Raw genomic sequence first — 21,711 nt, forward strand, 5'->3', positions numbered from 1 at the left:
AGCAGATCCCGGCTAGCCGAGCAGGGCGGGCAGGCGCTGTAGCAGGTTGGGCAGTGCGCCCGCTGCAGTCTCCCGCAGCGATACCGTCGCGGCGTCGGACAGCGGTGTGCGTTCCGGGTTCACCTCGATCACGACGGCGCCGTTGGCGAGTGCGATGTCGGGCAGGCCCGCGGCGGGGTAGACGATCGAGGAGGTACCGACCACGATCACGAGGTCGGCGTCGCTGACCGCCTCGACCGACCGTTGCCATGCATCCTCGGGCAGCGCCTCGCCGAACCAGACCACGTTGGGCCGGATGAGTCCGCCGCATACGCAGCGCGGCGGGTCGACGGTCTCCACCGGCTCCGGCATGGCCGGTAGATCACCGCCGAAGACCGCGTGGCAACGATCGCAGCGGAATTCGAACAGGCTGCCGTGCAGGTGGTAGACGTTCCTGCTGCCCGCGCGCTCATGCAGGTCGTCGACGTTCTGGGTGACGACGTGCACGTCGGCGTAGTCCTGCCAGGCCGCGATGGCCCGGTGGCCGTTGTTGGGTTGCACCGAGCCCATCATGTAGTGCCGCCACAGATACCAGGCCCACACTTTCTCGGGGTTTGCTCGCCACCCCTCCGAACTGGAGATTTCGTAAGGGTCGACTTTCGCCCACAGCCCGGTTTCGGCGTCGCGGAACGTCGGGACCCCGCTTTCGGCCGAGATGCCCGCACCGCTGAGGACCGTTACCTTCACACGACCAAACTAGCCGGTGTGGGCAATACTGGGCACGTGGCCGAATTGGGGGATTGGGTGCGCATCGACCAGCGCTCGTCGGGCGCCTTGTTCGACCAGCTCAGGACGCAGATCATCGACGGTGTGCGGGACGGCAGGCTGGTGCCGGGTACCCGGTTGCCGACGGTGCGCCAACTGGCCGGGCAGCTCGGTCTCGCGGTGAACACGGTGGCGCGCGCATATCGCGAGCTGGAGTCGGCGGGCATCCTCGAAACCCGCGGCCGTTTCGGCACATTCGTTGCACGCGCGGACCCGGCGGACGCGGCGATGGCCACGGCCGCGAACACGTTCGTCTCGGCGGCCAAGGCGCTCGGCGTGGCCAAGGACGACGCGCTGCGGTACGTGGAGTCGGCGTTCGGTTGACTCCCCGGGCGCTGGACTCAGCCGAATTCGAGCACTGTCAAGACCGCTCGCACGGAATCGAACCACCGAAGTCGTTGCGCGCCCCACATCAGCGCGTTCAGCACCTTGCCGCGTAAGGGCGGCAAGGTCACGTCATGCACTGCGCGGATGCCGGGGATCTCGTTGACGAGGTCGGCGACCTGCGACGGCGTCATATAGAACGGCATCGGCGGAACCCGGTAGCCCAACGAGGGCCGTAACAGGCCTCGGCTGATCAGCCGTGCAAACCAGGCAGGCGGCAGCTCGAACATCATCTGTCCACCGGGGAAGTGGGCGGCGCACTGCGCGATCAGGTCGAGCGCCTGCTGCGGTTGCAGGTACATCAGCAGTCCTTCGGCGGTGATGAAAACGCCGTGTTCGGTGTCGACCTGATCCATCCAGCTGAAGTCGAGCGCCGACTGGGCGAGCATCCGCACCCGGTCCGATGCGGGCAGCAGCTCACGCCGCAGCTCGATGATCGGCGGCAGATCCACGGTAAGCCAACGGAATTCATGCCCCACATCGGCCGCGTCGAGGCGGTAGAAGCTGGTCTGCAGACCTTCGGCGAGCGCCACGACGGTCGCGCGCGGATGATCGCCGAGGTAGCGACGCGCCTCGCGGTCGAAGGCCAACGCGCGCGCCGCCACGTCCTGGCGTCGCGATCGACCGAACTTGGCGAAGTCGAAGTCGATGGAGTCGACGAGCCGAATCGCCATCGGGTCCTCGATGAGTGAATCGGGTCGACGGGCCTCCGTCGCCCGCACGTTCAGCGTCAGCAGCGCGGTCTCGGAGACGCCGGTCAGCGCGGTGGCGTCTGCTTTCGTAGTGGGTTCGGAGCTCACCCGTCCGAATCTACCCAGCGCAGGACTTTGTCCAGCGTGCGCAGGTTCCTGGTGGTGGTCGACGACTTGTAGCGCTTCTTGCCCATGGTCTTGCCGACGGTGCTGTTCAGCGTCGTGGTCCTGGGCACCTGCCAATAGACGACCCCGTCGCCGCGCTCTGTCTTCTCCTCGGGCGCGGCGTCCTCGGCCAGGCCGGCGAGTTCGTCGAGAACCCGTTCGTCGGTCACGAACGTCACGTACGAGTGGTGTCCGGGGACCTCCCGCTCGAAAGGGTAGGCCTGGGAGATCGCGGCCACCGCCTCGATGGGATAGGCCAGCACCCAGGCGTCGTAACCGAAGGCATCGCGCAGCGTCTTCTCCGCTTTCTCGCGCACCGCGTCGACTCCCCACCTGCTCTCGAACAGGACGTTGCCACTGGCGAGAATTGTTCGTACAGAGGCGAATCCCACGTCCTCGAAGGCCTTCGCGACGTCGGCCATCTTGAGATTGACTCCGCCGACGTTGACCCCGCGCAGGAACGCGGCGTAGCGCGTCATCAGCCGAACTCCAGAAGGGTGAAGCTCGGCCGGCCCCGGCGCAGGACTCCGACGCGGTCCAAGTACAGCGCCCACAATGCAGTCGCGGAGACGCCTTCGAGAACATTGCCGTCGACTCGAGGTGCTGGGCCGGTCACATGTCGATGGTAGAGACGTAGGCTCGGCACATGGGGCGTCACGTGTTCGATGACAAGCTGCTCGCGCTGATCGGCGGGAACTCACTGGGCGTCCTGGCGACCATCAAACGCGACGGCCGGCCTCAGCTGTCGAACGTGTCTTACCACTTCGATTCACGCGCGATGACGATCCAGGTGTCGATCACCGAACCGCGGGCCAAGACCCGCAATCTGCGGCGTGACCCACGTGCCTCGATCCACGTCAGCTCGGACGACGGCTGGGCCTACGCGGTCGCTGAGGGTGACGCGGTCCTCACCCCTCCCGCATCGGCGCCGGACGACGACACCGTTGAAGCGCTGATCGCCTTGTACCGCAACATCGCCGGCGAGCATCCCGACTGGGATGACTACCGACGTGCGATGGTCGATGACCGGCGGGTGGTGATGACGCTGCCGATCAGCCACGTCTACGGCATGCCACCGGGCACACGTTAAAAGCAGGCGACGGCTGTGGGCTGGACGGGCTAGGCTGCCGTCTATGGCCGAGTCACCGGAAGACGACACCAAACGCAAGTTCCGGGAAGCGCTGGAGCGGAAGAAGGCTCATGCGGCTGGGGGTGCCGCCCACAAGGACGGTGGCGCCAAGCAGCCACGGGCCCACGGGCCCGTCGAGAATCGCCGCGAGTTCCGCCGCAAGAGCGGCTAGTCGGACGTCTCGCCGACGGAATTCGCGCCGGGCACCCGGCCTGAGCGGGGACGAGGGGCGCCCACCGGCCGTCCAGCGCATTCGGACGTTTCAAACCATTCATTGCGCGGAATGCCGTAGGTGTTTATCAGTAACAGCGATGAAAAGGAGTGATGGCAGTGGAACAACGACACACGGGCGGACGCGCGCCGCGGTTCCTGGCCGCTGCGGGCGTCGCCGCAGCGATGGCACTGGCGGTCGCCGGCGCAGCGAGCGCCCAGCCGAATCCGGACCCCTGTTCCCCGGCAGCAGTGATGCGTGCGCACGCCGCCGCGATGACGCAGATGGCCGACTATCTGGACTCGCGCCCAGATGTCCAGCAGGTGTTCGTCGACGCCAGGGGCCGCGCCACTCCTCAGGAGCGACACGACGTGATCAAGTCCTACGCCGATTCCCATCCCGACGTGGCGGCCGCTTTCCGAAACATCCACCAGCCGGTTCAGGATCTGAGCACCAGGTGCGGCCTGCCCATGCATCCCGGCATGGGTCCGGGGGGTATGGGTCCTGGTCCGATGGGCCCCGGACGGTAGGTCGGCCCGCGTCTTTTCGGTGATCGACCGGCGCAGCGTGTCTCGATGGCAGACCCGATCAGGCGCGATTCTGCGTCATGATTCCGATGAGGCACGCCAGCGCCAGGATTGCCACTATCGCCGCGAAACTGACGCCCGCCGTGCGCAACCCCCATTCCTGCGCCGCCAGGCCCTCGCCGACGACGGGTAGCGAGATCGCCACGTAGCCGATGACGAAATAAGTCGAGTTGACCTCGGCGCGGCGCTCGGGCGGGCTGTGTTCGGAGATGGCGGCAAGGCCGCGGCTGAAGCTCATGCCCTGCCCGATGCCCGACACGACGGCAGCGGCGATGAGCCCGGTCAACGACGAAAGCTGTAGCGCCACAGCCAGAGTCGTCATACCGGCCACCAGGATCCCGCATCCGGCCGCGAGCGCCCGCTGCGGCGCCATGGAGTTGGTGACGACCTGGGTGATGGCGGACGCGGCGAAGATCGAGCCGGCGATGAGTCCGGCCAGTGCCTGGTTGTCGATGCCGATGACATCGACCACGAAAGATGGCGCCACGGCGGCGAACAGGCCCGTCACGGCGAACCCGGCGAACCCGGCGATCGCCGCGATGATGAACACCGAGCGCACCTGGGAGGGCACCGACAGACGCTGTAGGGCGATCCGCCCGGAACGCGGCGATGTCTCCGGCACCCGCAGTACCGCCACACCAGCCAGGCTCGCCAGAACGATGTGCACGACGAAGCTCAAGTGCAGCGGTTGCGGCGCGTACTCCACGAGCAAGCCGGCCACCATCGGACCCGCTCCGAGGCCCCCGACGTTGGCGACGGTCGCGACCGCCGCCGCCCTGGTGCGCCAGTGGGGCGGGGCGGCTTCGATGACGGCGGCGGTGGCCGTTCCGGTGAAGACGCCCGCCGACAGTCCGGAGAACACGCGGCCGACGAGCAGCAGCGGCAGCGAATCCGCCGCCAGAAACACCCCGGCGCTGATCAACGCCGCGGCCACGCCGCCCAGGAGCAGTGGCCGCCTGCCGATCACGTCGGACCACCGTCCGAACGCCAGCAGCGCGAACAGGACGCCGCCCGCGTAGGCCGCATAGATCACCGTGGTGATCACCACCGAGAAGTTCATCTGCTCGCCGTAGAGCGCGTACATCGGCGTCGGCATCGTGGTGCCGAACATGATCGCGGCGAAGCTGTAGGCCAGCAGTGGGAAGGCCAGGCGGCGGGCCGTCGCAGGGGAACCCGCCGGGGCGGCGTCAAGCACGCTTGTTGATAACCACGTTGGCGGGCACCCTAATCCTCGATCAGGTCATTGTGTGACCGCTTTCTCGGCGCCGAAGCCGGTCAGCGAGCGGACCTCGAACTCGGCGTTGATGTCTGGATCCCCGCGATCGCAGGAGGTCAGCGTGCCGATGATGCCGAGCAGGAAGGCCAGCGGGATCGACACGATGCCGGGGTTGGCCAGCGGGAACCAGGCGAAGTCGACGCTGGGCAGCATCGCGGTCTTGGAACCCGATACGGCTGGGGAGAAGACGATCAACACGATCGTGCAGATGAGCCCGCCGTACATGCTCCACAGCGCGCCGCGGGTGTTGAAGCGCGCCCAGTACAGCGAATACAGGATCGTCGGCAGGTTCGCCGCGGCGGCCACCGCGAACGCCAGCGCGACCAGGAACGCAATGTTCTGCTCGGCGGCCAGGACGCCCAGGCCGATCGCGAACACACCGAGCACCACGACGGTGATCCGCGATACCCGTACCTGTTCGTTCCTCGGAGACTGCGCCTTTTCCGTGGGCGCTTCGCACTACGCTGGCGTAGATGTCGTGGGCGAACGACGTCGCCGCCGTGATGGTCAGGCCCGCGACCACCGCGAGGATCGTCGCGAACGCGACGGCCGAGATGATGCCCAGTAGGATCACCCCGCCGAGTTCGAACGCCAGCAGCGGCGCCGCCGAGTTCTGCCCGCCGGGCGCGGCCAGGATGGCGTCGGGGCCGACGAGTGCCGCGGCGCCGTAGCCGAGGGCGAGGGTGAACAGGTAGAACGCACCGATCAACGCGATCGCCCAGACCACCGAACGGCGCGCCTCCTTGGCGGTCGGCACCGTGTAGAACCGCATCAGCACGTGCGGCAGACCCGCAGTGCCCAGCACCAGCGCCAGCGCCAGCGAGATGAAGTTGATCTGCGATGTCAGCGAGACACCGTACTGCGCGCCGGGTGCCAGCACGTCTCGGTCGGCGACGGCCTCGTTGGCCGACCCCGAGACCGCCGACTCCGCGGCGCCGAGGACCTCGGAGAAGTTCGCCCCGAACTTGGTGAGCACCCACACCGTCATCAGCGCGGTACCACCGATCAACAGCACGGCCTTGATGATCTGCACCCAGGTGGTGCCCTTCATGCCGCCGATCAGCACATAGACGATCATCAGCACGCCGACGACGGCGATGACAACGGCTTGGCCGAGATCACTGGTGACGTCGAGCAGCAAGGCGACCAGCCCGCCGGCGCCCGCCATCTGGGCCAGCAGATAGAACAGGCAGACGGCCAGCGTCGTGGTGGCGGCGGCGAGCCGCACCGGGCGCTGCTTGAGGCGGAAGCTCAGCACGTCGGCCATGGTGAATTTGCCTGCGTTGCGCAGTAATTCGGCGACCAGCAGCAGCGCTACCAGCCAGGCCACCAGGAAGCCGATGGAGTAGAGGAAGCCGTCGTAGCCGTAGACCGCGATGGCGCCCGCGATGCCGAGGAAGCTGGCGGCCGACAGGTAGTCGCCGGAGATCGCGATGCCGTTCTGCGGACCGGTGAATGACCTTCCCGCCGTGAAGAATTCGGCGGCGGTGGCGTTCTTCTTGCTCGCACGGATCACGATGTAGAGCGTCACCGCGACGAACAACCCGAAAATGCCGATGTTGGCGACCGGGTTGCCGATGGTCGGGTCGGCGGCGAGCACCGTGGTCATGCCGCGCCGCCTTCCAGCTCGGCGCGGACAGCCTCGGCCCGCGGGTCCAGCTCGCGGTTCGCGAAGCGCACGTACAGCCCGGTGATGACGAACGTGGAGACGAACTGGCCGAGTCCGATCAGCAGCCCGACGTTGATGTCGCCCCACACCTTGATCGCCATGAACTCACGGGCGAACGCGCCCAGCATCACGTACGCGGAATACCACACCAGGAACAACGCGCTCATCGGGAAGACGAAGCGGCGCAGCCTACTTCGCAGTTCCTGAAACTCCGGGCTGGCCTGTACGGCTCGATACTCGACGCCGCTGACCGGGGTGTCCGAAGGTGATTGTCGTATCTCGGACACCGCCCACTCCCCATCGTGACGTAGTCGTGCGCGCAAGGATGGTGCTCGCGACACTCAGCTGATTGCCAGGCAACTTTAAGGCCAAACCCGGGAGCCGGCCCGGCGGCGTGCCGAAACTACTGGACGGGGCAGGCGTACTTCCTGGCCACGTCCATGACGCGCTGCTGTGCCCCGGGTCCGACAACGCCCTGAGCAGCCAGTTCCAGACCGATGTATCCGGGTATGCCGCCAATACACGCCTGGTGCGCAACGCGCCACGCGGTATCTGGATTCAGGTGGTAGCCATTGCGTTGCAGGCCCTGTAGGTATTCGTCGAATGCCGGTGTGCCCTGGTCCGGCACCGCTTGGGCCGCGCCGGCCAAGGCAACGGCCGCAACGAACGCGGCAACAAGAGGTGTGATGACCCGTCTCATGTCCGTCTCCTAGGGGTGTCCACCCGAGATCACTCCACGATGGCACACCCCCGCGACACAGACCAACCGGCCAGATCGCCCCATGCCCGAGAGGGGATGCGTCCAGTCCACCGCCTGAGGTAGCAGTCGGCTTCGGCGTCGAGGCCTGCGATCATCCTAGACTGGCGGCGTGCCGAGACTGCAGCTAGTTCAAGATCCCGCGGCCGACGAGCTGCTGGAATCCAATCCGTTCGCGCTGTTGACCGGGATGCTGCTCGATCAGCAGTACCCGATGGAGGCGGCGTTTGCCGGGCCGAAGAAGATCGCCGACCGTCTCGGCGGCTTCGACGTCCGTGAAATCGGCGACTACGATCCCGAGAAGTTCATCGAGCTGTGCTCGAAAACACCGGCCATTCACCGTTTTCCGGGCTCTATGGCCAAGCGCGTCCAGGCACTGGCTCAGCTGATCGTCGACCGCTACGACGCCGATGCCGCCGCGTTGTGGACCGCGGGTGACCCGGACGGTGCGGAGGTGTTGCGGCGGCTCAAAGCCCTTCCCGGGTTCGGCGAGCAGAAGGCGAAGATCTTCCTGGCGCTGCTGGGCAAGCAGTACGGAGTGAGTCCGCAAGGCTGGCGGAAGGCTGCCGGCGATTACGGCAAGGCCGGGTCGTTTCTGTCGGTGGCGGACGTCGTCGATGCCGGTTCGCTGGAGAAGGTGCGCTCGTACAGGAAGCAGGCGAAAGCGGCCGCAAAGGCTGCTAAGGGGTAGCGACAGCGGAGTCCTCGGAGTCCAAGCGGGCCAGCGTCTTGATGACTGCGGCGACGACGCGTCCGGTCGAGGATCCGGTGTCAAGGCCTTCTTTCAGGGTGCGGAGCCGAAGGCCGCGGTCGCAGAGTTCGGCGATGGTGCGGGTGATCTCGGTGCCGGTGCGGCCGAGTCGGTCGAGCGCGACGACGATGACGGTATCCCCCGAGCGGGCATAGCTCAGCATTGCGTGCAGCCCCGCACCGATACGGTCGGCGGATTCGGGGAGCCGGTCGGTGAATACTCGTCGAGGGTCGACGCCCGCAGCGTTGAGCGCCGCGAGCTGACCCTCGAGGCCCTGCTCGGCGGTGCTGGCTGTGGCGTAGCCCAGCATGCAGGTCACCTGCCCAAGGTCCCACGAAATGTGGGCTGCGCGGAACCGGCACCGCCACATCGAGTCTCGTTGCCGACCGAACTGTTACCGGGCGTCAACCTGCGTCAGATGCCGAGCGGGTCGCCGTCGAAGCGTTCCTTGGTGGCGATCTGGGCGACGGGCCTGCGGGTCAGCTTCCTCGGCTGGCGAACCGGCTTGCCGAGCGGAAGCAGGGCAGCGACCGCGTAGTTGCCGGGGATGCCGAGCAGTTCCCGGACGCGGGGCTCGTCGGCGACCGCGGCCGTGGTGAGCACGCCGCCGTAGCCCTCGTTGCGCGCGGCCAGCAGGATGTTCCACACGAACGGATAAATGGAGGCGCCCGAGATCAGGCCGACTCGGTCGAGGTGCTGATCGAACGCCGCCACGACACCCAGGTCGACGCAGACCACGAGCACCACCTCGGCAGAGCGTAGTGGTGACCGGTCGGGGACGTGGACCGCCGCGATCGTCTGTTCGTCGACCCCGCACGGATGCAAGGGATTCCACGGACTTTCGCCGCTGCGCAGTTGTGCGATGTAGCGCTTGGTCCCGGGTACCGCGCATTCGATCAGCGCCTCGCGCGTGCGCGGATCGCGGACGGCGACGACTCGGTTGCCCTGACGGTTGCCGCCGCTGGGCGCGAAGCGGGCGTTGTCCAGAATGCGCTCGAGGACGTCGTCGGGCAGCGGGTCGCCGGTGTACTCGCGCACCGCGGCCGTCGTGCGCATGACGTCATAGAGATCCATGGCTATATCTTGGGCCTGTTCGCGCCGACCTATGCGAAGGTGGGGATATGAAGACGCATTTGAACTGCCCGTGTGGCGAAGCGATCGTCGGTAAGGACGAGGAGGACCTGGTCGAGAAGGCCCAGGCGCACCTCTCCGAGAAGCATCCCGGCCGCGAGTACGACCGGGACGCGATCCTCTTCATGGCCTACTGATCCCCGACGTGCGCCCATGCGCAAGCTGGCGAGCGACCACGTTTGCACATGCCGCGGCGGCGTGTCGTGGCGCAAACGCGGTCGCTCGCGGAGAGGGCGCGACGTTACGGAACGACCGTTGAGCCGATGGTCGGCATGAACTGACACTGCCGTTCGGTGGTCGTGACCTGCCCGAAAATCGTCGAGAGGATGCTGCCCGATCCGGTGTCGGCGATCGCCGTCAACGTGGTCGGCCCTTCGGGATTGATGTCCGACCGCGGCGTGAGCGTGGCGCTGCCCGACTTGCCGGTGGTCAGGTTGACCCAGGTGACGTTGAGCGGCAGCTTCTGCTCGGCGGCGGGGCCCGGGGTGCCGACCGCGGTGAACACGTAGGCCGTCTGGCCGGGTCCGGGGCCCGGCGTCGGAATCTTCGCGGGTCCCGCCACCGAGATCGCCGTGGCGAGCACGTTTCCGCCGTCCGCGAGGCAGCCGTTGCTGATCGACGGGTACAGGAAGTCCTGTGTGGGCGGCGCATCCGGGCCGAAGGCCGGACCGGGCGCGGCGTCGGGCGCCGGTGGGGCAGGGGCTGCAACGGGGACGGCCTCGGGGGCCGGCACGGGTGCAGGCGCGGGTGCGGCCTCGGGGGCCGGCGCGGGTGCAGGCGCGGGCGCGGCCTCGGGGGCCGGCGCGGGTGCAGGCGCGGGCGCGGCCTCGGGGGCCGGCGCGGGTGCAGGCAATGCTTCCGTCACCGGTCCGACGGCATGCGCCGGGTCGATACCCGCGGGCAGGTGTGCCTGCTCGCCCGGCACCGCGCCCGGTGCGGGATTGTGCGCGACGAACTGGTTGACCGCGGCGGCGACATTTCGTGAGTCGGCGGGCGCGATCGCGTCACCGGCGAACACCGCGGCAGCCGCCATCAACGTCGACGCGGCATTGGTCGGATCGGCGGCGGCCTGCTGGATCGCCGGGCTGATGCCCTGGACCGCCGACAGGCCGGGGGCCTGCGCCCCGTCGATCGGCGGTGGTGGCGGGGGTTCCGCGCCGGCCACACCGACCACGCCGCTGACGAGCAGCGTGGCCGATGAGCCGATCGCGACGGCGACGGTGGCGAACATCCTTCGAGCTGACATGGCTCCCTCAGAACATGGTTGTAGTGGTCGTGTCGGCCGGTGAGTGTTCCGCGTCGCCGCGGTGATCACGGAAGTGCCGACAGCGGCATCAGCAGCGGCGCCATACCGGCTCCGGCTGCGGCGGGAGCGGACGGAGCGGGCGCTGCCGGTGTGGCAGCCGACGCCGCGGCGGGCAGGAGGCCGGTCAACGGCGTTCCCTGCGGCAGCAACGAGGCCAGGCCGGTCGGCAGGTTCGACAGCAGGTTGCCCGCCGGGTTGCCCGGCGCGGCCGCGGGCGTGGCCGCCGCCGGCGGCATCCCCGGCAGGGTCGCCGGCGGCTGCGGCAGGGTGACCGTAGCGGTCGCCGACGGAGGCGTTGCGGCCGGCGCAACCGGAGCCTGCGCATTACCGAGCAACGACGTGAAACCCTGGATCAACTGCGTCGCTGCGGCCGGATTCGACGCCAGCTGCTGGATGATCGGCAGGCCGGGCACGCTCGGCGCCGGCGCCGGAGCCGCGGGTTGGGCGGACGCGGTGGCGCTCAATGCCACTGCGGCCGAGACCGCTCCCGCGGCGGCAATCATGGTGGTAGCGAACAGTTTTCCGGTGCTGTGCATGGTTCTCCCAATCGGTTGTGTCGGCACGCCTTCGCCCGAAGCTACGGAGTTACTGGTGTGACTCAAGTGACACGTGTGGCAGTGACTCAACCGTTACGCAAGCGAGGGGTTTCGGTGACCGGCCGATAGAGTCGGGCGGATAGACACCTCGACCAGCGCCGCCCCGTCAGCGCCGCGGATGCCCGCCCGACTGGCCGCGGTGGCACCTGTGCTGCTGGCGATCAGCATCGCGGCCCGACTCGCGTGGACATATCTGCTGCCCAACGGTGCGAACTTCGTCGACCTGCACGTCTATGTAGGTGGTGCCGGCGCACTGGACCAGCCAGGCACGCTCTACGACTACGTCTACGCCGACCAGACGCCGGACTTCCCACTGCCGTTCACGTATCCACCGTTCGCCGCCGTGGTGTTCTATCCGCTGCATCTGCTGCCGTTCGGATTCGTCGCGCTGCTGTGGCAACTCGGGATCGTCGCCGCGCTGTACGGCGTGGTGCGGATCAGCCAGCGGCTCTTGGGCGCCGGCGATCGGCGGGTCGCGATGCTGTGGACGGCGGTTGGCATCTGGATCGAACCGCTGCGCAGCACGTTCGACTACGGCCAGATCAACGTCTTGCTGGTGCTGGCTGTCCTGTACGCGGTGTACAGCAAGCGGTGGTGGCTATCCGGCCTGTTGGTGGGACTCGCGGCTGGAGTGAAGCTGACGCCGGCGATTTCCGGGCTCTACTTCCTGGGCGCGCGGCGATGGGGTGCGGCAGCGTTCTCGGCGGTCGTTTTCTTCGCCACGGTGGGTGTTTCGGCCCTGGTGGTCGGTGACCAGACGCGGCGCTACTTCACCGAACTGCTCGGTGACGCCGACCGAGTCGGCCCGGTCGGGACATCGTTCAACCAGTCGTGGCGCGGGGGGATATCCCGGATCCTTGGGCACGACGCCGGTTACGGGCCGGCGGTGTTGGCCGGTATCGCGGTGACGGCGGTGTTGGCGGTGCTGGCGTGGCGGGCGATCGGCGGCGCTTCGGACCGACTGGGTGCGATCGTGGTCGTACAGTTGTTCGGCCTGTTGCTGTCACCGATCTCGTGGACGCATCACTGGGTGTGGTTGATCCCGTTGATGATCTGGTTGCTGCACGGGCCGCTGCGCGCCCGGGTGGGCGCGCGGGTGCTGGGCTGGGGTTGGCTGACGTTGACCCTGATCGGCGTGCCGTGGCTACTGAGTTTCGCGCAGCCGACGATCTGGGTGATCTCCCGGCCGTGGTACCTGGCGTGGGCCGGGCTGATCTACATCGTCGCGACGCTTGCGACGTTGGCGTGGATCGCTGTCGGACGACGATCAAGCGGCGCCAGCCGCGTTGAGGACTCCGACGATTCGGCCTAGCTACTGGTCGATAATCCCGTTGATGTCGCTGGCCATCTCCACGTCTTTGTCCGTGATACCGCCCTCGGAATGCGTTACCAATGCGAAAGTCACTGTGCGCCAGCGGATGTCGATATCGGGATGGTGGTCCTTGGCCTCGGCGTGCGCGCCGACCCGGCGGACCGCATCGATGCCGTCGAGGAACGCCGGGAACTTGACCGAGCGGCGCAGGGCCCCGTCGGCGCGCTCCCAGCCGGGCAGTCCGGGCAGTGCCGCGTCCACTTGTTCGTCCGTTAACACAGCCATGTCTTCGACCGTATACCGTCAGCCGCAATGTCGAACCAGCCGTCGAACCAGATCGTCGTCGCGGGTGCCCTGATCTCCGGGTCCTCGCTGCTCGTCGCCCAGCGCGACCGGCCCGCGGATCTCGCCGGCCTGTGGGAGTTGCCCGGCGGCAAGGTGGCGGCCGGCGAGACGGACGAAGCCGCCCTGGCCCGTGAACTGCACGAGGAACTCGGCGTCGCGGTGAGCGTCGGCGTACGGCTCGGAGAGGACGTCGCGCTTGATCCGACTACGGTCTTGCGCGCCTACCTTGTCACCCAGACCGGCGGGACCTTGCACCCGAACGACCATCGCGCGCTGCGCTGGATCACTGAGGCCGAACTCGACGACCTGACCTGGGTGCCCGCCGATCGGGCCTGGTTGGGCGAGCTGAGGCGCGCGCTCGGCGGGTAGGCGCAACCCTCGTTGAGTAGCGAAGTCGGTCGTCGTCCACCCGAACCGCCGGATGGTGGTGCGCCGCGCAGATCGGATGCAACAGCACGGGGTGGGGGCAGTGGGCGCAGGATTCTCGCCACTCCCGGTAGGGCTTCCAGGCGTTGGCGTAGCGATCGGTTGGTCCACGAGAACGTCAGATAATGACAGTGCACGCATCGCACGACGTGGAAAACACCCATCCAATTGAGCAATCCGAGGTAGATCGCCGTGGTCGCAGCCGCCGCCAGCAGGGCGATCAAAGGCACGGTGGAGACTTCGTAAACCGCCATCACTTTCCCCTCCCTGTTGACGTGTAGTCGACGGTAAATCGGTCAACCTGCAGAGGCGCTGTGAATTTTCGAAGGCGGACCCAGTCAGGACGGACGACCTAGCGGGTCCGCCGAGCGCGCTTGTACACCTTCGCCAGATCCTTGCCCCGGATGCCGTTGCGTTCGGCCTTGCGCACCCGGTGCACGACGACGGGGCAGCGCTTACACCGGGGTTTGCTGCGGCAGCACTTCTTCTTCGGCTTGACGTCGGCCAGCTTGCTCGGCTTCAAGTGACCGGATCCTCGCTTCGAATTCGATGACGATATCGGCGTGAGGGCGCGCTGGCGCCATCGTGGCACAAGCGGTTAGAGCCGATACCGTGCCCGGCCGCGGACGGGCACCGCGAGCGTAGTATCGACGGCCGTGACCGACGACCGCCGGGGCCGCCCCGAGCCCCGGGCACGGCGCAGGTTGTTCACAGTCGCGGCGGCATCCGTCGTCGGGCTGGCGGTCATCTCGCTGCTGGTGCTGGTGGCAGTGGCCGCGATCGGACGCGTCGACGGGCCCGATGACACCCCTCCCGCATATCACCTCAATCCCTCGCCATCGACCGCTGCTCATCCCTGAACACCGCACGTCGCGGTGTTCGCGGTAAGATCGCTTAGGTTTGGCTGTCCAAAGCTGGGCTCGCGCGGCCAGCGCAAATCGAGGACGGGGATTCGATGAGCGTAGACACGTCGCGCACGCTGGCTGACCTGGCGATCGGTACGGTAGCCGAAATCGTGGGCCTCGACTCCGTGGCGCCGCACGACGTGGCGCAGCGGCTGCGCCATCTCGGCTTCCGGGCCGGGACCACCGTCTCCAAGTTGCGCACCGCGCCGCTGGGAGACCCGTCCGTCTATCGGCTGCTCGGCTACGACACGTGCCTTCGCCGGCACGAGGCCGCGTATATCAAGGTGTCCGACCCGTCATGACCGCCGCCTGTCACCAGGACAGCGGCACCGTCGCCGATTCAGACCAGGTCCGCATCGCCCTGGTGGGCAGCCCGAACGCCGGAAAAACGAGTGTGTTCAACCACCTCACCGGACTGCGCGCCCGCACCGGAAACTATCCCGGCGTCACCGTCGCCCGGTACCTGGGAACCGGACGCTTCCGGTGCGAGGAGCACGGCGTCCACAAGTTCACCGTCGAAGACCTCCCGGGCGCCTACAGCCTGCACCCGGTCAGCCCGGACGAGAAGGTCGTCGCCGACGTGCTGCACGGCCGGCTACCGGGCATAACCGCTCCCGATGCCATGGCGGTCGTGGTGGACGTCACCGTGCTGGAGCGATCACTGTCGCTGGTGGCGCAGGTGTTGGCGCTCGGCAAACCGACCATGGTGATCCTCACCATGACCGATGAACTGGCCGCGCGCGGCGGCCATCTCGACGTCGACCGGTTCGCCGCGGCGCTCGGCATCCCCGTCGTCGGCGTCATCGGCAGCCGCGGCAAGGGTTTCGAACCGCTGCGCGCGCTACTGGCGTCCCCGCACAACTGGGGCCGCGCCCCCATCCCGCCGCCGCGCGACGACGCCGAGTTCAACAGCTGGGTGGCGTCCGTGCTGCACGCAGGACGATATCGGCTGCCCGAACCCGACCGTCGCAGCGCCCACATCGACCGAGTGTTGCTACATCCGGTGTTCGGCTCGCTGATCTTCGTCGCCGTGATGTTCCTGCTGTTCCAGGTGATCTTCACCGTTGCGGCGCCACTTCAAGATCTCATCGAGCAGTTCTTCAGCTGGCTCGGTCCGGTGGCCGGTGACGTCATCCCAAACGCCACGCTGTCCGGGCTGGTGAGCGGCGGCATCATCGGCGGTGTCGGCGCGGTGCTGGTGTTCATTCCGCAGATCATGCTGATGTTCCTGCTGATCGCGCTGCTGGAGAACGTCGGCTATATGGCGCGGGCGGCGTTCCTGGTCGACCGCATCATGGCCACCACCGGCTTGGAGGGCCGCGCGTTCGTCGCGATGCTGTCCTCGGTGGCCTGTGCGGTCCCCGGCATCATGGCTACCCGAACCCTGCCGTCGTCGCGGGACCGGATCGCCACCTCGATGGCGGCGCCGCTGATGACCTGCTCAGCGCGGCTTCCCGTCTACATATTGCTGATCGGGCTGCTCGTCGACGCCGACGCACGGGTCGGCCCACTGTCGGTGCAGGGCTTGGCAATGTTCGGGCTCTACGTGCTCGGCGGTGCCTCGGCGATGTTCACCGCGTGGCTGTTCAAGTCGGTGGTGCTCGGTGGCGACCTGCTGCCCTTCTACATGGAGATGCCGCCCTACCGGTTCCCGTCCATCAAGTCCGTGGTGCTGACGATGTGGGACTCGGCAAAAGCCTTCTTGCGCAAGGCCGGAACCATCATCCTGGCCACCTCGATCGTGCTGTGGCTGCTGCTGAATCTGCCACTACGCACTGCCGAGATCGCGGGCATGGACAGTTCGGCGGCGGCCGCCTTCGTGGTCGACAACTCCTACGCCGCGGCACTCGGAAAATTCATCGAGCCGCTGTTCGCGCCGCTGGGCTTCGACTGGCGCATCTGCGTTGGGCTGATCGGAGCGATCGCGGCCCGCGAGGTGTTCGTCGCGACGATGGGGCAGATCTTCGCCGCCGCCGACCCGGAAAGCCCCACCGACGCGGTGCAGACAGCGGTGTTCATGTCCGGCCCGCACCAAGGCGAGCTACTGTTCACCGTCCCCACCACCGTCGCGCTGCTGGTGTTCTTCGTCTATGCGTTGCTGTGCATGTCCACGGTGGCCACGATCCGCCGCGAGACCAATTCGTGGAAATGGCCCGTGGTGGCGTGGACCTATATGTTCGTGCTGGCGTGGGTGGCGGCGTTGCTCGCCCGCCACATCACCATCTGGCTGACGGGCTGAGGGGTCCGACATGTCGATGCCGACGCTGCATCCCGAGGGCACCTCGGACCCCCGCCTGATCCGGTGGGTCACCGGAGGTCGCCAGCTGTCGGCGAACTGTCCCGAACTGGCCGCGTTGATCGCGGACGGGACGCTGGAGCAGGTTCAGGTCTTGCCAGGCGAGGTGCACACATGCCTGGGCGACGACCGTTCCTGGCCGGTCGACGGCCCCCGGGTGCGCTCGGCGCTGCTGGAGGCGCTGTCCAGCTCCGGCGGCGCAGACGAGCAGTCTGACGACATACGACGCAAGGTCGCGGAGATCATCGAGCGCGAGGTGATGCCGGTGGCCGGTTCGCACGGCGGCAGCGTCACCGTCGAGTCGGTGAGCGACGGCGTGGTCACCGTCGACTTCGGCGGTGCCTGCGCGGGATGCACGCTGCGCGGGCGCACGCTGAGAATTCTGATCGCACGCGCAGTTCAGGCGCAATATCCGCAGATCCGCGAGGTCCGCACCACGCAGAAGCGGCGCCTGTGGCTCAAGATCTCCGGCAACAGAAGAGGGCAGTGAGATGGGACTGCTGGGACTTCCGCTTCAGGCCGTTCGCGCCGCGGCCGGCGGGGCGGCCGCGGTGGAGGCCGGCGTGGGGGCGATGACCCGCACTGCCGCGGGAGTGGTGCTCGAGGCGGTCGCCGGTCGACCGGCGCGCCGCACCAGTTCCAATGGGGATGGCCGCTGGATCGAGATCCGCGGGCTCGACGGTGAAGACGCGCAACGTATCGGCGCCGAGGTGCTCGCCGCGCTGCGCTCGGCGCCCGGCGTCGACACCGCGATGTTGAACGTGGCGAGCTCCCGGGTAGTGGTGACCGTCCGCCCTGGCGGCCCGGACTGCACCGAATTGGGCCGCGTCGTGGACGAGGCCGAGACGCGGGCACGCCGCTCCGCCACCCCGTGCTCACCCGTCTCGCTGCCGGGCGACGACGAACTGCTGGCCGCCAGGCTGCTTGCCGCCGGAGTCGCCGCGGCCGGGATCGGCCCCGCCGCCGTCGCCGCCGGATTGCGCCTCGGCGGGCTCACCCGCGCGCTGTCCGTCCCCGTCGTCTGGTTCGAGAACGTCCCCCGGCTGCGCGGGCACCTCGAGCGCTATCTCGGTCGCGACGGCGCCGAGTTGGCGATCGCACTGGTCAGCACCGGCACCTCAGTGCTGAGCGCCTCGCCGGCTGCGGTGCTCGGCCAGGCGGTCACCCGTGCCATGCTGGCTGCCGAGACGGTCAACGGTCGACGCAGCTGGCGCCGGCTCGAACCCGGCCTGACCGAACAGGCGATCAAGTCGTCCGGTGACCCCGGCGACGTGCCCCGCCGAATCGACGAGTCCGCCTACGGTGCCGGTGAGCGGTACGCCGATCGCGCCGCTGCGGTCGGTGCCGGTGCGTCCGCGGTGATCGGCCTGACCACCCGAAGCGTCCGCGCGGCCGGCGACGCAGCACTCGTTGCCGCCGCGCGACCGGTGCGCAGCGTCAAGGAGTCCTTCGCATGCGCGTTGGGTCGCGGTCTGACGGCCCGCCACCACGGACTGGTGCTCCGCCCGGCCGCGCTGCGCCGACTGGACCGGATCGACACCGTCGTGATCGATCCGCGCGTGCTCTACACCGATGAGCTGACCGTCACCCGCGTCCGCGGCGTCGAGAACGCGAGCCGCGCCACGGCCTGGGAGGCGGCGCTAGCGGCGCTCGATGACGGCCGGTTGGCGCCAGGCTGGCACAGGCTGGCCGGCATCGCGGACGCGGGCGACGACGGGGAGGCGCTGGTGAGCGCCATCCGTGATCCGCTCGCATCGGCGGTTGTCACCGAGGCGCGCCGGGCCGGCGCCCGGGTGGTGTCGCTGGACGACGAGGGCCTGCGCTCGCTGGGTCAGGGCTTCGACGAGTTGCGACCGGCCACCGGAACGGTCGACGACGCGCTCGCCGAAACGGTGGCGGCGCTGCGGAGCAGCGATGCCCAAGTGATGCTGGTGACGGCGGGCGCTGGGCGCGCTGCAGCCGAAGCCGATGTGACAGTTGGCGTTTGGTGTAACGGTTACCCTCCGCCGTGGGCGGCGGACGTGCTGCTGCCTGACCTCGCCGGGGTCTGGCGGATGCTGCACGCGTTGCCCGCCGCACGTCATGCCACCGCCAAGGGCATCGAGGTGTCGGCAAGCTCCTCGGTGCTCGGTGCGCTGATGTTGATGCCAGATGTCGTCGGCAACGGGCCGGCGGCCGGCAACCTCGCCGCGCTCGCTGCGCTGTGGACCGGCTACCGCATCGGTGACGGGGTCTTCGGTGAGCGACTGCCGCATCCCGAACCCGGGCACGAGTGGCACGCGTTGCCGGTCGAGGAAGTGCGGCGGCTGCTGCCCCGGGAACATCTCGACGGCTCCGCACGCACGGAGAGTGATGCGACGGGTCCGCTGCAGCCGATCATCGCAGCGGTCTCGCGGTCGTGGCGAATGCTCGCCGATCTGCTCGACGCCATCCGGGAGGACCTGTCCGATCCCATGACGCCGTTCCTCGCCACGGGCGCTGCCGCGAGCGCATTGCTCGGTTCACCACTGGACGCTGCGTTGGTGGCCGGCGTGTTGCTGTCGAACACGACGATATCCGCCCAACAGTCGCTGCACGCCGAGCGCGTGCTCGATCGGCTGCTGGCTGTACAGGATCCGCTGGCCCGACGACTTGTCGGCCCGGCATCCGGGGAGCGGTACGAAGACGTGCCCGCCGGAGCCCTGGTACCGGGTGACCTGATCCGCGTCAAAGCGGGGGAGGTCATCCCCGCCGATGTCCGGGTGATCGTCGCCGACGCCGCGGAGGCCGACGAATCGTCGCTGACCGGCGAGTCGCTGCCCGTCGCGAAGACCGCTGAACCCGCCCCCGGGGCTCCACTGGCCGAACGTGTCAGCATGCTCTACGCGGGCACCACCCTGCTCTCCGGCCGCGTCACCGGCATCGTGACCTCGGTCGGCGCCGGCACACAGATGAACCGGGTGGCGGCGATGACCGGACGCAAGTCACGCAAGGTGGGGCTGCACGCCCAGTTGGCGCACATCACCGGCCGGGCGTTGCCGTGGAGCATCACCGGCGGCGGGACGGTCGGCCTGCTCAGCTTGCTGCGGGGCACCCCGCTGCGGGAGGCGGTGGCCGGCGGCGTCGCGATCGCGGTGGCCGCCGTACCTGAAGGCCTGCCGCTCGTCGCCACGCTGGCCCAGCTCGCTGCGGCCCGCGAGCTCACCAGGTCATCCGTCCTGATCCGTAATCCGCGGGCGGTCGAGGCATTCGCCCGCCTCGACGTGGTGTGCTTCGACAAGACCGGCACGCTGAGCGAGAACCGGTTGCAGGTGAAAACGGTCCGGCCCCTCGCGGGTGTCGACGCCGGCAGGGTGCTCGCCGCCGCGGTGCGCACCGTGCGGCCCACGTCCAGCGACCAGTCCGACCATGCCACCGACGACGCCGTGCGCCTGGCTGCGGCCGAGATCGACGTCTTCCCCGGGGACACCGACGCCCGCCTGCCGTTCCAGTCCGACCGGCCCTACGCCGGCGCGCTGGTCGGCACCCGGCTGTCGGTCAAGGGGGCGCCGGAGGCGGTGACGGCCGCACTGGCCGGGGCCCACGAGGAGATGACGGCGCTGATCGAGGAAATGACCGCGGCCGGTCTGCGGGTACTGGCGGTCGGCGAGCGTGAACTGTCCCCCGAGCAGGCCACGGCAGCAGCGGCCGATCAAGCCAAGCTGGCCGAACTGTGCGGGTCCGACCTCACCCCGCTGGGCGTGGTCGGGATCGCCGACACACCCCGCAGCGGTGCGCGCCCGCTGTTAGAGCAGTTGCAGGCACGGAATATCGGCGTGCGCCTGATCACCGGAGATCATCCGGTAACCGCCGCAGTGGTGGCCAACGACCTCGGGCTGACCGTCACCGCCGACGAAGTCATCACGGGACCGGAGTGGGAGTCGCTCACCACGGAAGCGCGTGTCGAGGCGGCACGGAACCATCGCGTGTTCGCCCGGATGGCGCCCGAACACAAGGTTCAGGTGGTCCAGGCCCTCGAGGCGGCCGACCTGGTGACGGCGATGGTCGGTGACGGAGCCAACGACGCGGGCGCCATTCGTGCGGCCACAGTGGGTGTGGGAGTGGTGTCCGCGGGCAGCGATCCCGCCCGTACCGCGGCCGACGTGATGCTCCTCGGCGGTGACATCGGTGCGTTGACCGACGCTCTCGACGAAGGCGAACAACTGTGGCAACGGGTGCGGTCCGCCGTGTCAATGCTGGTGGGACACAACATCGGTGAGCTGAGTTTTGCCTTGATCACGACTTTGGTGATGGGTCGTCCCGCGCTCAATGCCCGTCAGATCCTGTTGATCAACATGCTCACCGACGCGTTGCCTGCGGCCGCGCTGGCGGTGAGCCCGCAGACCGGCGAACAGATGTCCGATCGCGACGAGGCCGCGCTGTGGCGAGCAATCTGGGTTCGGGGCGCCTCCACCGCGACCGGTGGGACGCTGGCCTGGGTGTTCGGCCGCGCCACCGGAACGCCGCGCCGGGCGGCGACGATGGGGTTGATCGGGCTGGTGCTGACGCAGATGGGTCAGACACTGACCGATTCACGTGGGCGCCTGGTGGTGCTGACCAATATCGGGACGCTGGCCGGGATGGCCGCGATCATCAGCACCCCGGGGGTCAGCCAGGTGTTCGGTTGCACTCCGGTCGGCCCCATCGGTTGGGCACAGGCGGCCGGCGCCGCCGCGATCGCCGGTGCGCTTCCGAAGGTCGCCCCGAACCTGGCCGACAGGGCCTCCGCAGCGATACAGTCGCTGCCCGAGGTGTGGGAGAAGGTCTCTCAGTCGTCGATGGTCAGTACGCCGACGCGAACGAGCAGCGCATAGATCTCGCGCAGAGGGGGCGTCAGTAAGCGGACACCGGCGTCTAGCAAGGCTTCGGGCCCCACCGAGCGCGAGACATCAGTCATGCAGGTAAGGCTAACCAACCAAGATAAAAATGTCAGCGGTTCACGCCGATTTGA

Annotated in this window: 27 protein-coding genes and 1 pseudogene; 13 read left to right on the forward strand and 15 right to left on the reverse strand. The window is 68.3% G+C overall.

What is annotated here, in order from left to right:
* Window positions 1–12 precede the first annotated feature (12 nt).
* The gene (locus QGN32_RS17975; protein WP_326545661.1) at window positions 13–726 is read right to left on the reverse strand and encodes an NAD-dependent deacylase; all 714 of its coding nucleotides are present in this window, start codon (window positions 724–726) and stop codon (window positions 13–15) included.
* A 36-nt stretch (window positions 727–762) separates the two neighbouring features.
* Here QGN32_RS17975 and QGN32_RS17980 point away from each other — a divergent pair, with 36 nt between their 5' ends.
* Window positions 763–1,128: an Rv1152 family transcriptional regulator gene (locus QGN32_RS17980; protein WP_326545662.1), complete on the forward strand. Its 366-nt coding sequence runs from the start codon at window positions 763–765 to the stop codon at window positions 1,126–1,128.
* A 17-nt stretch (window positions 1,129–1,145) separates the two neighbouring features.
* On the opposite strand, the gene QGN32_RS17985 is transcribed toward QGN32_RS17980, so the two are convergent.
* Genes QGN32_RS17985 through QGN32_RS17995 form a run of 3 tightly spaced genes read right to left on the reverse strand, consistent with a single transcriptional unit; the run spans window position 1,146 to window position 2,661 of the window.
* Window positions 1,146–1,988: a class I SAM-dependent methyltransferase gene (locus tag QGN32_RS17985; RefSeq protein ID WP_326545663.1), complete on the reverse strand. Its 843-nt coding sequence runs from the start codon at window positions 1,986–1,988 to the stop codon at window positions 1,146–1,148.
* Entirely contained in the window at window positions 1,985–2,524 is a 540-nt protein-coding gene (locus tag QGN32_RS17990; protein WP_326545664.1) for a DUF1697 domain-containing protein, read from the reverse strand. Before QGN32_RS17990 ends, QGN32_RS17985 begins: the two co-directional genes overlap by 4 nt.
* A complete protein-coding gene (locus QGN32_RS17995) occupies window positions 2,524–2,661 on the reverse strand; it encodes a hypothetical protein (RefSeq protein WP_326545665.1) in 138 nt (45 codons plus the stop codon). The genes QGN32_RS17990 and QGN32_RS17995 overlap by 1 nt, the downstream gene beginning before the upstream one ends.
* A 30-nt stretch (window positions 2,662–2,691) precedes the next feature.
* Between QGN32_RS17995 and QGN32_RS18000 the strand changes: the two genes are divergently transcribed.
* From QGN32_RS18000 to QGN32_RS18010, 3 genes are all read left to right on the forward strand, one after another.
* Entirely contained in the window at window positions 2,692–3,135 is a 444-nt protein-coding gene (locus tag QGN32_RS18000; protein WP_326545666.1) for a PPOX class F420-dependent oxidoreductase, read from the forward strand.
* A 43-nt stretch (window positions 3,136–3,178) separates the two neighbouring features.
* Window positions 3,179–3,346, forward strand: coding sequence for a DUF5302 domain-containing protein (locus tag QGN32_RS18005; protein WP_326545667.1), 168 nt, complete (start codon window positions 3,179–3,181; stop codon window positions 3,344–3,346).
* Between the two features lie 158 nt (window positions 3,347–3,504).
* Complete coding sequence (locus QGN32_RS18010; protein WP_326545668.1) at window positions 3,505–3,915, forward strand: hemophore-related protein; 411 nt, start codon at window positions 3,505–3,507, stop codon at window positions 3,913–3,915.
* Between the two features lie 58 nt (window positions 3,916–3,973).
* Here QGN32_RS18010 and QGN32_RS18015 read toward each other — a convergent pair whose 3' ends face one another.
* The 4 genes and pseudogenes from QGN32_RS18015 to QGN32_RS18030 all read right to left on the reverse strand — a co-directional run bounded on the left by QGN32_RS18015 (window position 3,974) and on the right by QGN32_RS18030 (window position 7,617).
* The gene (locus QGN32_RS18015; RefSeq protein WP_326549131.1) at window positions 3,974–5,083 is read right to left on the reverse strand and encodes an MFS transporter; all 1,110 of its coding nucleotides are present in this window, start codon (window positions 5,081–5,083) and stop codon (window positions 3,974–3,976) included.
* Window positions 5,084–5,212: 129 nt separating this feature from the next.
* Window positions 5,213–6,857, reverse strand: a pseudogene (locus QGN32_RS18020) (monocarboxylic acid transporter).
* The gene (locus tag QGN32_RS18025; protein ID WP_442791846.1) at window positions 6,854–7,195 is read right to left on the reverse strand and encodes a DUF485 domain-containing protein; all 342 of its coding nucleotides are present in this window, start codon (window positions 7,193–7,195) and stop codon (window positions 6,854–6,856) included. Before QGN32_RS18025 ends, QGN32_RS18020 begins: the two are co-directional and overlap by 4 nt.
* A 125-nt stretch (window positions 7,196–7,320) precedes the next feature.
* Window positions 7,321–7,617, reverse strand: coding sequence for a DUF732 domain-containing protein (locus QGN32_RS18030; protein ID WP_326545670.1), 297 nt, complete (start codon window positions 7,615–7,617; stop codon window positions 7,321–7,323).
* Window positions 7,618–7,786: 169 nt separating this feature from the next.
* Between QGN32_RS18030 and QGN32_RS18035 the strand changes: the two genes are divergently transcribed.
* The gene (locus QGN32_RS18035) at window positions 7,787–8,365 is read left to right on the forward strand and encodes an HhH-GPD-type base excision DNA repair protein (protein WP_326545671.1); all 579 of its coding nucleotides are present in this window, start codon (window positions 7,787–7,789) and stop codon (window positions 8,363–8,365) included.
* On the opposite strand, the gene QGN32_RS18040 is transcribed toward QGN32_RS18035, so the two are convergent.
* Window positions 8,355–8,744 (reverse strand): recombinase family protein, encoded by a 390-nt coding sequence (locus QGN32_RS18040; protein WP_326545672.1) that lies wholly within the window; start codon window positions 8,742–8,744, stop codon window positions 8,355–8,357. The genes QGN32_RS18035 and QGN32_RS18040 overlap by 11 nt on opposite strands.
* Window positions 8,745–8,839: 95 nt before the next feature.
* Entirely contained in the window at window positions 8,840–9,499 is a 660-nt protein-coding gene (locus QGN32_RS18045) for a nitroreductase family protein (RefSeq protein WP_326545673.1), read from the reverse strand.
* Window positions 9,500–9,546: 47 nt separating this feature from the next.
* On the opposite strand from QGN32_RS18045, the gene QGN32_RS18050 reads away from it, so the two are divergent.
* The gene (locus tag QGN32_RS18050; protein ID WP_326545674.1) at window positions 9,547–9,693 is read left to right on the forward strand and encodes a DUF1059 domain-containing protein; all 147 of its coding nucleotides are present in this window, start codon (window positions 9,547–9,549) and stop codon (window positions 9,691–9,693) included.
* A 104-nt stretch (window positions 9,694–9,797) separates the two neighbouring features.
* Here the strand turns inward: QGN32_RS18050 and QGN32_RS18055 are convergent, their stop codons facing one another.
* Both QGN32_RS18055 and QGN32_RS18060 read right to left on the reverse strand, forming a co-directional pair.
* Window positions 9,798–10,802, reverse strand: coding sequence for an Rv1157c family protein (locus tag QGN32_RS18055; protein WP_326545675.1), 1,005 nt, complete (start codon window positions 10,800–10,802; stop codon window positions 9,798–9,800).
* 65 nt (window positions 10,803–10,867) lie between these two features.
* The gene (locus QGN32_RS18060) at window positions 10,868–11,398 is read right to left on the reverse strand and encodes a hypothetical protein (RefSeq protein WP_326545676.1); all 531 of its coding nucleotides are present in this window, start codon (window positions 11,396–11,398) and stop codon (window positions 10,868–10,870) included.
* 178 nt (window positions 11,399–11,576) lie between these two features.
* Between QGN32_RS18060 and QGN32_RS18065 the strand changes: the two genes are divergently transcribed.
* Window positions 11,577–12,770 carry a mannosyltransferase gene (locus tag QGN32_RS18065; protein WP_326545677.1) on the forward strand — a complete coding sequence of 398 codons (1,194 nt, stop codon included), beginning with the start codon at window positions 11,577–11,579 and terminating at the stop codon, window positions 12,768–12,770.
* On the opposite strand, the gene QGN32_RS18070 is transcribed toward QGN32_RS18065, so the two are convergent.
* Window positions 12,771–13,055, reverse strand: coding sequence for a 4a-hydroxytetrahydrobiopterin dehydratase (locus QGN32_RS18070; RefSeq protein ID WP_326545678.1), 285 nt, complete (start codon window positions 13,053–13,055; stop codon window positions 12,771–12,773).
* 27 nt (window positions 13,056–13,082) lie between these two features.
* Between QGN32_RS18070 and QGN32_RS18075 the strand changes: the two genes are divergently transcribed.
* Window positions 13,083–13,484 (forward strand): (deoxy)nucleoside triphosphate pyrophosphohydrolase, encoded by a 402-nt coding sequence (locus QGN32_RS18075; RefSeq protein ID WP_326545679.1) that lies wholly within the window; start codon window positions 13,083–13,085, stop codon window positions 13,482–13,484.
* Window positions 13,485–13,893: 409 nt separating this feature from the next.
* Here QGN32_RS18075 and QGN32_RS18085 read toward each other — a convergent pair whose 3' ends face one another.
* On the reverse strand, window positions 13,894–14,064 hold the full coding sequence (locus QGN32_RS18085; RefSeq protein ID WP_326545680.1) for a hypothetical protein: 171 nt from the start codon (window positions 14,062–14,064) through the stop codon (window positions 13,894–13,896).
* Between the two features lie 133 nt (window positions 14,065–14,197).
* Between QGN32_RS18085 and QGN32_RS18090 the strand changes: the two genes are divergently transcribed.
* The 5 genes from QGN32_RS18090 (at window position 14,198) to QGN32_RS18110 (ending at window position 21,574) form a co-directional block, all read left to right on the forward strand.
* Window positions 14,198–14,401, forward strand: a complete 204-nt coding sequence (locus QGN32_RS18090; protein WP_326545681.1) for a hypothetical protein — start codon at window positions 14,198–14,200, stop codon at window positions 14,399–14,401.
* Window positions 14,402–14,496: 95 nt separating this feature from the next.
* Window positions 14,497–14,748: a FeoA family protein gene (locus QGN32_RS18095; RefSeq protein ID WP_326545682.1), complete on the forward strand. Its 252-nt coding sequence runs from the start codon at window positions 14,497–14,499 to the stop codon at window positions 14,746–14,748.
* Window positions 14,745–16,685 carry a ferrous iron transporter B gene (gene feoB / locus QGN32_RS18100; protein ID WP_326545683.1) on the forward strand — a complete coding sequence of 647 codons (1,941 nt, stop codon included), beginning with the start codon at window positions 14,745–14,747 and terminating at the stop codon, window positions 16,683–16,685. Before QGN32_RS18095 ends, feoB begins: the two co-directional genes overlap by 4 nt.
* Before the next feature lie 10 nt (window positions 16,686–16,695).
* Window positions 16,696–17,232: a NifU family protein gene (locus tag QGN32_RS18105; RefSeq protein ID WP_326545684.1), complete on the forward strand. Its 537-nt coding sequence runs from the start codon at window positions 16,696–16,698 to the stop codon at window positions 17,230–17,232.
* A 1-nt stretch (window position 17,233) separates the two neighbouring features.
* On the forward strand, window positions 17,234–21,574 hold the full coding sequence (locus tag QGN32_RS18110) for a cation-translocating P-type ATPase (RefSeq protein ID WP_326545685.1): 4,341 nt from the start codon (window positions 17,234–17,236) through the stop codon (window positions 21,572–21,574).
* Here QGN32_RS18110 and QGN32_RS18115 read toward each other — a convergent pair.
* On the reverse strand, window positions 21,529–21,657 hold the full coding sequence (locus tag QGN32_RS18115; RefSeq protein WP_326545686.1) for an Rv1535 domain-containing protein: 129 nt from the start codon (window positions 21,655–21,657) through the stop codon (window positions 21,529–21,531). The genes QGN32_RS18110 and QGN32_RS18115 overlap by 46 nt on opposite strands.
* Between the last annotated feature and the right edge of the window lie 54 nt (window positions 21,658–21,711).

Source organism: Mycolicibacterium sp. ND9-15, assembly GCF_035918395.1.
GTDB lineage: Bacteria > Actinomycetota > Actinomycetes > Mycobacteriales > Mycobacteriaceae > Mycobacterium.

What these genes read in the sequence shown, in the direction of transcription:
- QGN32_RS17990 (WP_326545664.1), bottom strand. Translation starts at nt 2,524, where the DNA reads ATGACGCGCTACGCCGCGTTCCTGCGCGGGGTCAACGTCGGCGGAGTC.
- QGN32_RS18000 (WP_326545666.1), top strand. Translation starts at nt 2,692, where the DNA reads ATGGGGCGTCACGTGTTCGATGACAAGCTGCTCGCGCTGATCGGCGGG.
- QGN32_RS18005 (WP_326545667.1), top strand. Translation starts at nt 3,179, where the DNA reads ATGGCCGAGTCACCGGAAGACGACACCAAACGCAAGTTCCGGGAAGCG.
- QGN32_RS18015 (WP_326549131.1), bottom strand. Translation starts at nt 5,083, where the DNA reads ATGTTCGGCACCACGATGCCGACGCCGATGTACGCGCTCTACGGCGAG.
- QGN32_RS18030 (WP_326545670.1), bottom strand. Translation starts at nt 7,617, where the DNA reads ATGAGACGGGTCATCACACCTCTTGTTGCCGCGTTCGTTGCGGCCGTT.
- QGN32_RS18045 (WP_326545673.1), bottom strand. Translation starts at nt 9,499, where the DNA reads ATGGATCTCTATGACGTCATGCGCACGACGGCCGCGGTGCGCGAGTAC.
- QGN32_RS18050 (WP_326545674.1), top strand. Translation starts at nt 9,547, where the DNA reads ATGAAGACGCATTTGAACTGCCCGTGTGGCGAAGCGATCGTCGGTAAG.
- QGN32_RS18055 (WP_326545675.1), bottom strand. Translation starts at nt 10,802, where the DNA reads ATGTCAGCTCGAAGGATGTTCGCCACCGTCGCCGTCGCGATCGGCTCA.
- QGN32_RS18060 (WP_326545676.1), bottom strand. Translation starts at nt 11,398, where the DNA reads ATGCACAGCACCGGAAAACTGTTCGCTACCACCATGATTGCCGCCGCG.
- QGN32_RS18065 (WP_326545677.1), top strand. Translation starts at nt 11,577, where the DNA reads ATGCCCGCCCGACTGGCCGCGGTGGCACCTGTGCTGCTGGCGATCAGC.
- QGN32_RS18070 (WP_326545678.1), bottom strand. Translation starts at nt 13,055, where the DNA reads ATGGCTGTGTTAACGGACGAACAAGTGGACGCGGCACTGCCCGGACTG.
- QGN32_RS18075 (WP_326545679.1), top strand. Translation starts at nt 13,083, where the DNA reads ATGTCGAACCAGCCGTCGAACCAGATCGTCGTCGCGGGTGCCCTGATC.
- QGN32_RS18095 (WP_326545682.1), top strand. Translation starts at nt 14,497, where the DNA reads ATGAGCGTAGACACGTCGCGCACGCTGGCTGACCTGGCGATCGGTACG.
- feoB (WP_326545683.1), top strand. Translation starts at nt 14,745, where the DNA reads ATGACCGCCGCCTGTCACCAGGACAGCGGCACCGTCGCCGATTCAGAC.
- QGN32_RS18105 (WP_326545684.1), top strand. Translation starts at nt 16,696, where the DNA reads ATGTCGATGCCGACGCTGCATCCCGAGGGCACCTCGGACCCCCGCCTG.
- QGN32_RS18110 (WP_326545685.1), top strand. Translation starts at nt 17,234, where the DNA reads ATGGGACTGCTGGGACTTCCGCTTCAGGCCGTTCGCGCCGCGGCCGGC.
- QGN32_RS18115 (WP_326545686.1), bottom strand. Translation starts at nt 21,657, where the DNA reads ATGACTGATGTCTCGCGCTCGGTGGGGCCCGAAGCCTTGCTAGACGCC.